The 12,639-nt window shown below is 64.8% G+C and carries 12 protein-coding genes and 1 pseudogene; 5 read left to right on the forward strand and 8 right to left on the reverse strand.

What is annotated here, in order from left to right:
* The first annotated feature begins 251 nt into the window (after positions 1–251).
* Positions 252–878, forward strand: coding sequence for a hypothetical protein (locus tag ACVWW1_RS36060; protein WP_456659165.1), 627 nt, complete (start codon positions 252–254; stop codon positions 876–878).
* Positions 879–1,097: 219 nt separating this feature from the next.
* On the opposite strand, the gene ACVWW1_RS36065 is transcribed toward ACVWW1_RS36060, so the two are convergent.
* A complete protein-coding gene (locus ACVWW1_RS36065; protein WP_456659166.1) occupies positions 1,098–2,186 on the reverse strand; it encodes a TRAP transporter substrate-binding protein in 1,089 nt (362 codons plus the stop codon).
* Between the two features lie 299 nt (positions 2,187–2,485).
* Between ACVWW1_RS36065 and ACVWW1_RS36070 the strand changes: the two genes are divergently transcribed.
* Together ACVWW1_RS36070 and ACVWW1_RS36075 are read left to right on the forward strand one after the other, a co-directional pair.
* Positions 2,486–3,445, forward strand: coding sequence for an NAD-dependent epimerase/dehydratase family protein (locus ACVWW1_RS36070; RefSeq protein WP_456659167.1), 960 nt, complete (start codon positions 2,486–2,488; stop codon positions 3,443–3,445).
* Positions 3,426–3,572, forward strand: coding sequence for a hypothetical protein (locus ACVWW1_RS36075; protein WP_456659168.1), 147 nt, complete (start codon positions 3,426–3,428; stop codon positions 3,570–3,572). Before ACVWW1_RS36070 ends, ACVWW1_RS36075 begins: the two co-directional genes overlap by 20 nt.
* A 212-nt stretch (positions 3,573–3,784) precedes the next feature.
* Here ACVWW1_RS36075 and ACVWW1_RS36080 read toward each other — a convergent pair whose 3' ends face one another.
* The 5 genes and pseudogenes from ACVWW1_RS36080 to ACVWW1_RS36100 all read right to left on the reverse strand — a co-directional run bounded on the left by ACVWW1_RS36080 (position 3,785) and on the right by ACVWW1_RS36100 (position 9,263).
* Entirely contained in the window at positions 3,785–5,092 is a 1,308-nt protein-coding gene (locus tag ACVWW1_RS36080; RefSeq protein ID WP_456659169.1) for an NAD(P)H-dependent oxidoreductase, read from the reverse strand.
* A gap of 150 nt (positions 5,093–5,242) precedes the next feature.
* A pseudogene (locus tag ACVWW1_RS36085) lies at positions 5,243–6,044 on the reverse strand (phytanoyl-CoA dioxygenase family protein).
* A gap of 55 nt (positions 6,045–6,099) precedes the next feature.
* A complete protein-coding gene (locus ACVWW1_RS36090) occupies positions 6,100–6,774 on the reverse strand; it encodes a GntR family transcriptional regulator (RefSeq protein WP_456659170.1) in 675 nt (224 codons plus the stop codon).
* Between the two features lie 301 nt (positions 6,775–7,075).
* Positions 7,076–8,332 (reverse strand): M20/M25/M40 family metallo-hydrolase, encoded by a 1,257-nt coding sequence (locus ACVWW1_RS36095; protein ID WP_456659171.1) that lies wholly within the window; start codon positions 8,330–8,332, stop codon positions 7,076–7,078.
* A gap of 64 nt (positions 8,333–8,396) precedes the next feature.
* Positions 8,397–9,263 (reverse strand): sigma-70 family RNA polymerase sigma factor, encoded by an 867-nt coding sequence (locus ACVWW1_RS36100; protein WP_456659172.1) that lies wholly within the window; start codon positions 9,261–9,263, stop codon positions 8,397–8,399.
* Between the two features lie 110 nt (positions 9,264–9,373).
* On the opposite strand from ACVWW1_RS36100, the gene ACVWW1_RS36105 reads away from it, so the two are divergent.
* On the forward strand, positions 9,374–9,829 hold the full coding sequence (locus ACVWW1_RS36105; RefSeq protein ID WP_456660763.1) for a carboxymuconolactone decarboxylase family protein: 456 nt from the start codon (positions 9,374–9,376) through the stop codon (positions 9,827–9,829).
* A 192-nt stretch (positions 9,830–10,021) separates the two neighbouring features.
* Here the strand turns inward: ACVWW1_RS36105 and ACVWW1_RS36110 are convergent, their stop codons facing one another.
* Positions 10,022–10,831, reverse strand: coding sequence for an alpha/beta fold hydrolase (locus ACVWW1_RS36110; protein ID WP_456659173.1), 810 nt, complete (start codon positions 10,829–10,831; stop codon positions 10,022–10,024).
* Between the two features lie 154 nt (positions 10,832–10,985).
* On the opposite strand from ACVWW1_RS36110, the gene ACVWW1_RS36115 reads away from it, so the two are divergent.
* Entirely contained in the window at positions 10,986–11,528 is a 543-nt protein-coding gene (locus ACVWW1_RS36115; RefSeq protein ID WP_166299336.1) for a methylated-DNA--[protein]-cysteine S-methyltransferase, read from the forward strand.
* A 199-nt stretch (positions 11,529–11,727) separates the two neighbouring features.
* Here ACVWW1_RS36115 and ACVWW1_RS36120 read toward each other — a convergent pair whose 3' ends face one another.
* A complete protein-coding gene (locus tag ACVWW1_RS36120; protein WP_456659174.1) occupies positions 11,728–12,600 on the reverse strand; it encodes an MBL fold metallo-hydrolase in 873 nt (290 codons plus the stop codon).
* Positions 12,601–12,639 lie beyond the last annotated feature (39 nt).

Consider the following 12,639-nt stretch of genomic DNA (forward strand, 5'->3'; position numbering starts at 1 on the left):
CGGACAATGTTTCCGTCGGATAGGCTTGCACGCCTCGGCCGTCGGGATTCGGCCGCAGCATCCGCGCACGATTCGTGTTCAATCGCGCTCGAGTAGGATCGCCGCGATCAACAGTCCTTGAACACTTTGTGATCATTCGGCCACGATTGCTCATCATGCTCTACGACCAAAGTTCATAGGCCATTCATTTCGATTTCTGTACCTCTTGCACCCAAGAAGCTCGGCAACCCCGCCCCAATGAGGAGACTTCCATGCGTGAGATCGTCCGTCCCGTAACTGCTGCGTTGAGCGTCGCATGTCTCGCGATCGCCGTGACCGCGGCGTCGAACAGCGGCGCATTCGCGCAGGCCAAGCAGCAGCAGATGGCGCCGGCGGCAAAGCAGCCCGCGCCTGCCGCGCAGGCCGCAGCTCCGGCACAGGACCAGGCCCCCCCGATCAAGCAGATCGCGCTGACCGACAAGCAGATCGACGGCGCGATCGCCGCGGCCAAGGAAATGGACCCGATCACCGCAAAACTGTCCCAGGACGCCAAGCCGGATCCGAAGATCGTTGCCCAGCTCGAGGGCATCGCCAAGAAGAACGGCTTCGCCAGCTATGACGAGTACAACAGCGTCGTCGACAACATCTCGCTGGTACTCGGCGGCTTCGATCCGCAGACCAAGAAGTATGTCGGTCCCGAGGCCGTGGTGAAGGCGCAGATCGCCCAGGTCCAGGCCGACAAGAAAATGTCGGCCAAGGACAAGAAGGACGCGCTTGCCGATCTCAACGAAGCCCTGAAGTCGCCGCCGCCCGCGGTCGAGAACAAGGGCAATATCGATCTCGTCACCAAAAGCTACGACAAGCTGATGGAAGAATTCGGTGGCAGCGACGACAACTGAGCGCAAGTCGAATCAGAGCCGAATCAAGAACAAAGCCCCGGAGAATTTCTCCGGGGCTTTTTTCTTTTCTCCCTCTCCCCGCTGTTGCGGGGAGAGGGTTGGGGTGAGGGGCGGCTGCTCCGAAGCCGGTGAGAGGTCATCTGCGGAGACTCCCCCTCATCCGGATTGCATCTCCGATGTAATCCGACTTCTCCCCGCAGGCGGGGAGAAGTGGTGGAGTTATGTCCGCGTGCGCATCCGCATCATGAAGCTGTCGAACGACAGTTCGGCGACCTGCATCCAGGCCAGCGATTCGTTGCGGTAGGCGGCGAGGCTCGCATACATCTTGCCGAAATGCGGATTGCTCTTGGCGAGATCGGCATAGATCTCGTTGGCCGCGTTGTAGCAGGCTTCCAGCACTTCCTGCGGGAACGGCCGCAGCTGCGCGCCGGCCACGATCAGGCGTTTCAGCGCCGGCGGATTCACCGCATCATATTTGCCGGTCACCCAGGTGAAGGTGTCTTCGGACGCGGCCTGGATCGCGGCCTGATAATGCTTCGGCAGCGTGTTCCATTTGTCCTTGTTCATCACATTGTGGCCCTGTCCGGTGCCTTCCCACCAGCCGGGGTAGTAGTAGAATTTCGCGACCTTGACGAAGCCGAGCTTCTCATCGTCATAGGGCCCGACCCATTCGGCGGCGTCGATGGTGCCTTTCTCCAGCGCCGGATAGATATCGCCGCCGGCGATCTGCTGCGGCACGCCGCCGACCTTGGCGATGATGGTGCCGGCGAAGCCGCCGACGCGGAATTTCAGCCCCTGCAGATCCGCCATCGACTTGATCTCCTTCCGGAACCAGCCGCCCATCTGGGCGCCGGTCGAGCCGGTCGGAATGCCGACGCAGTTGTATTCCGCAAGCAGGTTGTTGATCAGTTCGCTGCCGCCGCCCCATTGCAGCCAGGAGATGTGCTGGCGCGTGTTGAGGCCGAATGGCAGCGAGGTGCCGAAGGTGAAGGCGGGATTTTTGCCCCAGTAATAATACAGCGCGGTGTTGCCCATCTCGACCGTGCCGTTGGAGACGGCGTCCAGCACCTGCAGGCCTGGCACGATCTCGCCGGCGGCGAAGGACTGGATCTGGAAACGGTTGTCGGTGATTTCGGCGACGCGCTTGCAGAAGAATTCACAGCCGCCATAGAGCGTATCGAGCGCCTTCGGCCAGCTTGCCGCGAGCCGCCACCTGACCTCCGGCATCGATTGCGCGACCGCGGGCGCAGCCACCGCCGTCGCAGCCAGTCCGACGCCGCCTGCCCTCAAGAAATCACGACGCTTCATGCGTATCCCTCCTGTGTGCCGATGTCTCGACAAGGGGAACGATCTTGATGCCGTCTTTCTTCGCCGATCGATCGACGTTGCTGTGATGAATGTGTCCGGTGGCCCTCGACGGGCTCTTGGGTGTGGAAAGCCGAGCTTTCGGTTCCACTGGTCAGGATGATCGTTTGCCGCAGGAAATCAAGCGTCCGCCTTCGTTGGCAGTTGCGAAGGGAAATCGGCGCTGTTGGTCTCATCTGATACCTGTCGGTCTTGCCGTGATCTGCTACGCAGGGCAGGTGAGTTGATGGGAGTTCAAGGACATGGCCAACAAGAAAGTCGTGGTCGCCGGCGCGACGGGCCTCGTGGGCAACGCCGCCTTGCGACACTTCGGCGCATCCGGCGATTACGAGCGCATTGCGCTCTCGCGCCGCAAGCCGCGCGATCTCTACGGCGCGCAGCATGTGCGAATCGACCTCACCAGCGCCGAGGATTGCCGCCGCGCCGCGGCCGAGTTCGCTGGCGCAACGCACCTGATCTATGCCGCGCTCTATGAAGCGCCGAGCCTGGTCGATGGCTGGCGCGATGCCGGGCAGATCGAAACCAATGACCGGATGCTGCGCAACCTGATGGGCGCGCTCGAACCCGTCGCGCCTGATCTCAAACATGTCGCGCTCTTGCAGGGTACCAAGGCCTATGGCGTGCATGTCCGGCCGCTCACGGTGCCGGCGCGCGAGGGCCGTTCGGAAATGTACGAGCAGCCGAATTTCTATTGGGCGCAGGAGAATTTCCTGCGTGAGCTGCAACGCGGCAAGAGCTGGCACTGGAGCATCCTGCGTCCGGTGCTGATCATCGGCGAAGCCATGGGCGGTGCGATGGATTTGATCCCGCCACTCGGCGTCTATGCGGCAGTGTTGCGCGCGCAGGGCAGGCCGCTCGACTATCCCGGCGGTGCGCCGCGCGTCGCGCAGGCGGTCGACGTCGATCTCTTGGCGCGCGCGATCGCCTGGTCGGGCGATGCGGAGGCCGCACGCAATGAAGCCTTCAACGTCACCAACGGCGACGTCTTCACCTGGGAAAATATCTGGCCCGCGGTATCGGATGCGCTCGAGATGGCGCCGGGCCGGCATGTGCCGCTGGCGCTGGCGCAGGAGTATCCGAAATGGATCCCGCTGTGGGACGAGCTGCGCAGGAAGCACGACCTGATCGCGCCGGGCTTGGAAAGAGTTCGTCGGCCTGTCGTTTCAATATGCCGATTACAGCATGCGCTACGGGCACACTGAATCCGGTCCGCCCTCGATCGTTTCGACCGTGAAGATCAACCAGGCCGGCTTCACCGAGATGATGGATACCGAAGCGATGTTCCGCAAATGGTTCAAGCTGGCGAAAGCGCGCCGGCTGCTGCCGTGAGCCGATCGGGCACCGCTCTCTCGTCTCCCTCGCCCCGCGCTTGCGGGGAGAGGGCGGGGTGAGGGGCATCCATCCGGCGAGCACTTCGCTGCTTGTTGAGCAGCGTGCTTCGCCCCTCACCCGGATCGCATCTGCGATGCGATCCGACCTCTCCCCGCAAAAAGAGCGGGGAGAGGTGAAAAAACTCTGCGTTTGAGCTAACGGCAACGACGCTAGCGCGAGAACGCCTTCTCCATCGCCTTGCGCGTCTTGATCGTGTCGTTGCTCTCGTCGACCTCGACGTCGCTCCAGCACACGACAGCGCCATGGGCGATGTCGTTCTTCAGCTTGACGCGATGCGCGAGCCCGATCGGCAATGCGCCGGCGGCGAGGCTGGCGGAGGCGGGCATCAGCTTGCCCCATACCGTGTAGCCGCCTTCGCCGTCGAGCATCTCGCCGGCACGCAGATTGCGCTTCGCCACCGCTGCGACGTCGCCGCGGAAGCCGCGCGGCTGCCCGGTCGGCTCGTTGCGCAGCGCCGCCGACAGCACGGAAATATTCAGCTCGAGCCCGATCAGATGATACGGCTTGTACATTGCCGCATAGCGGCCCGACGCATCGGTCTTGAGGCCGTATTGCTTGAAGCAGTCGGCGGCATAGTCGTTCGGCGCCTCCAGCACCACATAGACACCCCAGCGCAGATCGCGAAACACCGGACGGCCGTCGCGCTCCAGCGACGACACCACCTCGACGATGCCGGATTTCTCCAGCACGCCGCCCTTGTCGCGCGGCCGCATCACATGCGGCAGGTCGTCGACGCCGCAGGGCGGAAACAGCAGGCCCTCCGACGGCACGTCGAGCGTGCAGGCGTTGGCGATCGCGGCCATCTCGATCGCGGATTTGGTGCCGTCGAGGAAGGAGTTGAACATCTGCGGATTCATGCCGGCCGATTGCGCCTCGCCGGCGGTGAGCCCGTAATGCTGCCACACGCCTTCCGGCGTCACGTCGTGATAGGCGGGCAGGTATTTCGTGCCCTTGCCGGCGGCTACGACGCGAAAGCCCGTCGCGCGGGCCCAGTCGACCATCTCCGCGGTCAGCGCCGGCTGGTCGCCATAGGCGAGCGAATAGACCACGCCGGCCTTGCGCGCCTCTTCGGCGAGCAGCGGGCCGGCCAGCACATCGGCCTCGACATTGACCATCACGACATGCTTGCCGGCTGATATCGCCGCACGGGCATGGCGGATGCCGACCGCGGGATTGCCGGTGGCTTCCACTACCACGTCGAACGCGCCGCCCGCGATCGCGCGCGCGCCGTCGTCGGTAAAGGTCGTCGCGCCGATCCGCGCGTCGTCCCAGCCGACCGTGCGGCAGGCCTCGCGCGCACGGTCGCGGTCGAGATCGACGATCACCGGCACCTCGAGCCCCGGCGTGTGCGGCACCTGCGACAGGAACATCGAGCCGAATTTTCCGGCGCCGATCAGGACGACGCGGACCGGCTTGCCGGCGGCGGCGCGGGTTTTGAGGAGGTGATGCAGGTTCATGATGGGTGTCCGAGGTGTAGCGCAGCTCCCTGGATTTCCGTCATGGCCGGGCTTGTCCCGGCCATCCACGTCTTCGGTGCCGCGAGCATGTTAAGACGTGGATGCCCGGGACAAGCCCGGGCATGACGACGTTTGGGGGTAGGCGTCAGTCTACTCCGCCGCCTGCCGCGGCGCACGGGCGAGCCGCAGCAGGGCGTCGTCGGCAACCGTCTGGATCGGCGTGAAGTCGCGGTGCGCGATGTAGTCGGGCCGCGTCGGGGTGCGGATGTAGTTCGAGACCGCGTTCAGCGTCAAATAGACGATCTTGCGCGGGTAGGGTGTGATGTTGCCGCTCGAGCCGTGCACCAGATTGCCGTGGAACATCAGCATGCCGCCGGGCTTGCCGGTCGGGGCAACGATACCGCCCTGCTTGACGAGGCGCGTCACGGTCTCTTCGTCCAGCGTCCACAGCGGGTAGGACGTGGTCTCGAGATCGTGCGACGCCTTCAGGTCCCCGGCGCTCTGGCTCTGCGGCACCAGCATCAGCGGGCCGTTGATCGGCATCACCTCGTCGAGGAAGATCGCGATGTTCATCGCGCGCGGCTCCGGCATGCCGTCGTCACGCTTCCAGGTGCCGTAATCCTGGTGCCACTGCCAGACGTCGCCGGTGAAGGCCGCCTTCGCGTTGATCTTGAACTGATGCATGTAGACCTTCTCACCGAACAGCTGCTCGATGGGGTCGATCATGCGCGGATGCGCGCCGAGGAGGCCGAACGCCTCGTTGTAGAGATGCGCGGCGAAGGCCGTGCGCGGCGGCGCCGCTCTTCTCGCGCCACACCTCGGGGCGGTTGGCGTCATAGATCGAGACCGCCTCGCGTGCGAGGAAATCGACCTCTTCCTGGCTGAACAGCTCGGGCAGGAACAGCCAGCCTTCGCGATGGAAAAATTCGATCTGCTCCGGCGTCAGTTTCATGGTGCTTTCCTCCTTTGATTATTGGGTTTCGTTCTTGGCGCCGTGACGGTCCTGCTCACGCCGCCACGTCGATCGCCCTCAGCTTCTCTTCGGTCATCTGCCCCGCCGTCCGCGCATGGGCCAACGCGGCGGCGTCAGCGGCGGCGGCGTTACCGGAGAAAATGTGCGCAGCAATGGTCTCGTGCTCGGTCCAGGCGCTGCCGCGGTAATCGAGCTCGGCGAGCACGGTCGCCATCGAGCGGCGCATATGCGGCCATTGCGGCGCGATCATTTCCTCGATCGCGGTATTGCCGGCCAGCCGATAGATCGCGCTGTGGAAGTCGACGTCGAGCGCGATCAGGCGCGCCAGCGGCGCGTTGTCGTCGATCGCGCGCCCGGCTTCCAGCGCGCTCTCGAGTTGCGCGCGTGCTGCGGCATCTTCTTTGACGCGCGTCGCGGCAAGCCGCGCCGCCAGCGCATCGATGGCGCCGCGCACTTCATAGAGCTCGCGGATGCGCTGCGGATCGAGCTGCGTCACCTCGAAGCCGCGCTTGCCGCTCTCCGCGACAAGGCCCTGGCGATGCAACAGGTGCAGCGCGTGCGAGATCGGCTGGCGCGAGACGCCGAGCCGATCGGCAAGTTCGTTCTGGGTGATGCGCTGGCCGGGCAGCAGCGTGCGGTCGATGATCGCTTCGAGCAATCGCCCGTAGACCTGGTCGATCAGGTTCGGAAGCGGGTCCAACGGGATCATGCCAACAGTCCAAATTAGAATACAGAATTCCGTGTTCGAAAATGGAAGCTACTGCGAGTTGCAGGAGCGGTCAAGGCGGGAGTTGCGGAAGTGCTAAGTGATTGAAATCATGAATATTTACAGGCGAAGCAAACTGCGGCGTCCGTTGCGGCTGCAGTCGCGCCTTGGCCACGCAGCGACAAGCGGCACCCCTCCCTGTGCTTCCCCGACTGTTCAGCCCGGGGAGATGGTGGACGGGTGTTCGGAGACATCGTGGACACTTTCGCCGGCTAAGCATGGCGGCTATCGGATGCCGCCCCCGCTACTTCGCCTTGCCCAGCTCCATCAGGATCCGCGTCATCAGATAGAGCCGCGGCACGATCGAGTTGGTGTCGATGTATTCGTCGCGGGCGTGATAGCCCCAGCCGGCGAGGCCGAAGCTTTCGACCACGGTGGCCTTGCCGCTGCGCGCGGCGTAGCCGGCATCGGTCGCGCCGCCGGTCATCTCCGCGATATCCAGCGTGCGGTCGAGCTCGGCATAGATCGCCTGTCCCTGCTTGGCGAGCGCGCGGCCACGATCGTTCGCGACGAAGGGCGGGCGGCCCGCGGTGACTTTCACGGTTACCTCAGTGTCAGGGATCAGCTTGTCCTTCACCTTTTCGTCGAGCGCCGCCTGCAGCTTTTGTACGCCGTCCGGAATGGTGAGGCGAATGTCGGCGCCGGCGCTGGCGTGATCCGGGATCTGGTTGCGCACGGTGCCGGCCTTCGCAGTGGTCCAGTTCAGCTGCGTGCCTGGGATGGATTTCGCGACGTCCTGGGTCTGCAGCAATTGATGCGCGAGCTCGAGCAGCGCGTTGCGGCCGAGCTGCGGTGCGGCGCCGGCATGCGAGGCCTTGCCCTTCACATCCATCGTGCCGGTCGCGGTGCCGCTGGCGCCGAGCAGCAGGCTTTCGTTCTTGGCCATCGGCGGCGCGACCGTCGGCTCGCAGGACAGCACCACATCGTGCTGGTCGGCGAGCTCGGCGATGACCTCGCCCGAGCCGATCGAGCCGACCTCTTCATCCGGATTGAACGACACCGTGAGCTTGGCGTAGTCGCGCCAGCCCGCATCGTTCAGGATCTTGAGCGAATGCAGGATGACGGCGATGCCGCCCTTGTCGTCGGCAATGCCGGGCCCGTAGATCCTGTTGCCGTCGACCTTGTAGGGCTGGGTGTCGAGGATGCCGTGCTCATAGACCGTATCCATATGTGCGATCAGCATCAGCTTCTTGCTGCCGGTACCTTCGAAGGTGCCGATCACCATGTCGGCGCCGGCGCCCTTCGTGGTCTTGCGCCGCTCGGTCTTGGCGCCGAGCGCCTTCAGCCGCGCTTCGGTGTAGTCGGCCATCTTCTTCAGGCCCTCGACGTCGCTGGAGCCCGATTCGATCAACACCATGTCGTGCAGGCTTTCGATCACGGCCGGCTGGGCCTGCTCGGCGGCCGCGCGCAGCTTTTCATCCGCGGCGGCAAAGGCGGAGGAGGAGACGAAGGCGAGCGAGAACAGGCCGGCCGACGCGAGCAATTTGATGGATAGTTTCATGAGTATCCTCCCTGTACAGCGCAGGGAGGACACTAACATCGCAAACCATCTGTCTCCAGCCGCGTCAGGCCTGATCGAGCACCTCGACATCGAGTGTCTCGATCTGCGCGGGCTCGGCGGTGGCATCGATTGCCGCAATCCTGTCGCCTGAAATCGTGACCCGCAGCACGATGCGCAGCGCGCCGCCGAAGATGACGGCAACGCCAATCTCGCCGTCGACCAGCGCCGTTTTCGCCGCCTGCGCGCGTCCCTTGAAGCTTTCGGCGACCGCCGCGGCGCCACGGATGACCGGCAGCGAGCCGAGCCGCTGCGCCGCCTGATCGGCGCGCACCACGACGTCGGGCGCCAGCACGGCAAGCAGCCCCTCGAAATCGCCGTTGCGGGATGCCGCGAGGAAGGCTTCGACAATGCCGCGCTGCCGGCTGAGATCGGCATCCGGCGCGGGCGGCGCGCCCTGCACGCGGCGTCTGGCGCGGCTCGCCAGTTGCCGCGCGGCGGCCGGCGTGCGTCCGACGATCGGCGCGATCTCCTCGAACGGCACCGCGAACATGTCGTGCAGCACGAAAGCCAGCCGCTCGGCCGGCGCCAGCGTCTCCAGTACCACGAGCAGCGCCGCGCCGACGGAGTCGGCCATCTCGGTCTCGCGCTCGGACGGATTGTCCGCGATCGGCTCCGGCACGTGCGGCCCCATCGGCTCCTCGCGGCGCGATTTGCGCGAGCGCAGCATGTCGAGGCAGATCCGCGCGATCACCGTGGTCAGCCATCCCGCGAGATTGTCGACGGCAGCAGTGTCGGTGCGGCCGAGCCGCAGCCAGGCCTCCTGCACGGCGTCGTCGACCTCGGCGGTCGAGCCCAGCATGCGGTAGGCCACCGCGCGCAGGCGCGGCCGGTTGGCCTCGAACTGTTCGGTGAGAGAATTTTTCTCGTCCATCGGTCACATTTCCTTTGTCCGCTCCGTCATGGCCATGACGAACGAAACCAGGCCGATGTGACAGCAGATCGGCATGGCGGCGTCAAAAGGCAAATCAGGAGAGTGAGATGATGAAAGCCCGCATGAACCACCCGGTGATGGTTGTTCCCGATGCCATGAAGGCGCTGCAGGCGCTCAGCGAGAGCACCAAACAGGCCTTGCCGGAAAAACTGCTCGAGCTGGTCCATCTGCGCGCCAGCCAGATCAATGGCTGCAGCGTCTGTGTCGATATGCACCCGAAGCTTGCCAGGCGTGCCGGCGAGACCGACGAGCGGCTGTTCGCGGTCGGCGCCTGGCGCGACACGCCGTATTTCACCGAAGCCGAGCGCGCCGCGCTGGCGCTGACCGAAGCGGTGACCCGCCTCAGCGACCGCGAGGATCCGGTGACGGACGCGGTGTGGGACGAGGCGGCGAAGCATTTCAACGAGCAGCAGCTCGCGTCTCTGGTGCTGGGGATCGCCGCGATCAATGTCTGGAACCGGCTCAACGTCGCCGTGCGGCAGCCGGTCGGCGCGTGGAAGGTGTAAAGGTCTGTTCTCCCTCTCCCCGTTCTTACGGGGTCGAGACGAGCGAAGCTCGCTCTGAGAGGGTTGGGGTGAGGGGCTCTCTCCGCGAGTGGTGTGCGTGGACGGACCTGTACCCCCTCACCCGGATCGCATCTGCCGATGCGATCCGACCTCTCCCCGCAAGCGGGCGAGGTGAAGAGGTGTGCCGCCGCCTCAGCTCGTCAAGAACTCCAGGACGATCTCGCAATAGCGCTGCGGGGCCTGCTCGAACATCGGGTGCGTGGTGCCCGGGATCATCTCAGTGCGCGCGCCCTTCACATTGGCGGCAAGCGCGTGCAGCACCTTCGGCAGAATGCCCTTGGTGTTGGCGCCGCCGATGAACAGCGTCGGCGTCCTGATCGCCTCCGCGTCGGCCTTCGAGAACGGCGGGCGCTGGTCGCGAGTCTGGCCGAGCAGTGTGGTCGCGTTGTCGCGCAACAGCTGCTTGGAGGTCGCCGGAATCCGCTTCCAGGCGCCGGGGCCTTCGAGCGCGTCCATGAAGATCTGCAAGCCGCCGTCGATGTCGCCCTTGGCGATTTCCGCGGCACACGCCGCGAAGCGCGCCGCCAGCGGCGAGGGGCCCGGCTTGAAATTCGGATCGAGGGTTGCGTCGAGCTCGCCGCCGGGCTCGGCCAGGATCAGCTTGCGCAGCAGGTCCGGCCGGCGCTGCGCGACGCGGAAGCAGATATGGCCGCCGCGGGAATGCCCCATCAGGTCGACCGGCTTGGTGTCGAATGTCTCGATGAAGGCGATGACGTCGTCGACATGCTGCGCGATCGAATAGGTGTCGCCAACGCCGTCCCAATGCGCCGGGAAGAAATGCCGCAGGCTGACCGCGATCACCCGATGCCGCCGCGTCAGCGGGCCGAGCACCGCCGACCAGATCCGGAAATCGCACAGCGAGCCGTGCACGCAGACCAGCGGCGGGCCCTCTCCGATATCGAGATAAGGCATGTCGAAACCGTTGACGTGGAGGCTGTGCATTTTGGAGGCTCGCAGGGGAGGAGATGTTGTTGATTTAGCCCAAGTTCCCACGGAATTCGGGTGGATAGCAACATTCTCCAAGCCTAGATTTCAGATCAGCAACAGGCTCGAATGTGTGAGCCCAAACGATATGAAGGAACATCTGGAGCGAGCCATGACCGGCCAGCATTTTGCAATCTTCGAAACCATGATCGGCGCCTGCGGCGTCGTCTGGGGCGAGCACGGCGTCACCGGTGTGCAGCTGCCGATGGGCACCGAGGAGAAGACCCGCAAGCGCATCTTCCAGCGCAACGGCGACGTCACCGAGGCGGCACCGCCGGCCGAGGTGCAGCACGCGATCGACGGCATGATCGAGCTGCTCGCCGGCAAGCCGAACGACCTCGCCGACATCGTGCTCGATCTCGACGGCGTGCCCGAGTTCAACCGCGGCGTCTACGACATCGCGCGGAAGATTCCGCCGGGCAAGACCGTGACCTATGGCGATATCGCCAAGCAGCTCGGCGGCGTCGAGCTGTCGCGCGACGTCGGCCAGGCATTGGGCCGCAACCCGTGCCCGATCGTGGTGCCCTGCCACCGCGTGCTGGCGGCCGGCAACAAGCCGGGCGGCTTCTCGGCCAATGGCGGCGTGGTGACCAAGCTGAAGATGCTGCAGATCGAAGGTGCGGTGGTGAACCACACGCCGAGCTTGTTCGATTGAGCGAAAGTCACCCTCCCCTGGAGGGGGAGGGTCGACGCGAATGAAATGAGCGGCGGGGTGGGGTGACGGTCTCTCGTATCGGGTGCTGTCCGTGTTGAGAGATCACCCCACCCCGGCTCACATCTCACTTCGTTCGCTGTGAGCCGATCCTCCCCCTCCAGGGGAGGGTGGTCGCAAGGTTGCCGCGAAGTCAGTTCGCCTACTTCACCGTCTCACACACAAACCCGTTGCCTTTCCGCCTGATCTTGCCGACCGTCGGCGAGGGGAAGTGCGCGGGGCAGCACAGCGTATCGGTGTCGCAATAGCGCTCGAGGAAGCTGCGCCGCGTCTTCGCGGCCAGTGCCGGGTCGACGTCGAACTTCGGCGACAACTCCGGATAGAGCGTCTGGATCGGCGAGTGCATCAAATCGCCGGCAAACACCGCATCATCCTTGCCGCGGCCGAAGGTGAAGGCGACATGACCCGGCGTGTGGCCGGGCGTCGGCAGCACGCGCATATGATCGCCGATCGCAAAATCATTGCCGACGAGGTCGGCCCGCTTGGCTTCGACCACCGGCAGCACGCTGTCGACGAAGGGCGGGACCTCTGCCTTGGCGTTGGTCTCGGTCCAGTAGTCGAACTCGCTCTTGTCGAATACGTAGCGCGCGTTCGGGAAGGTCGGCACCCAGCGGCCGTTCTCGAGCCGCGTGTTCCAGCCGACATGGTCGACATGCAGATGCGTGCACATCACATAGTCGATGTCGCCGACCGAAAAGCCGGCCGCCGCGAGGCCACGCAGATAGTTGTCGTCGGTCTTCATGTTCCAGCTCGGCCGTCCCGGCCGCGGCTTGTCGTTGCCGATGCAGCTGTCGATCAGGATGGTGTGGTGCGGCGTCTTCACGATGTAGGACTGGAACGCCAGGATCAGCGTGTCGCTGTCATCGAGTGCGCCGGCCGCCTTCATCCAGGCGCGGTTCTCCGCGAGCAGCTCCGGTGTCAATCCGGGCAGCATGTCGTGCGCGGGCAGGAACAGGCCTTCCTCCTCGACAATGCGATGAATGGTGAGATCGCCGGCGGCAAATTTCAGGCTCATGGTGATTCCTTGGCGTTGGCGTTTCGAGCGAAGTGGAGT

Source organism: Bradyrhizobium sp. JR3.5 (assembly GCF_054057015.1).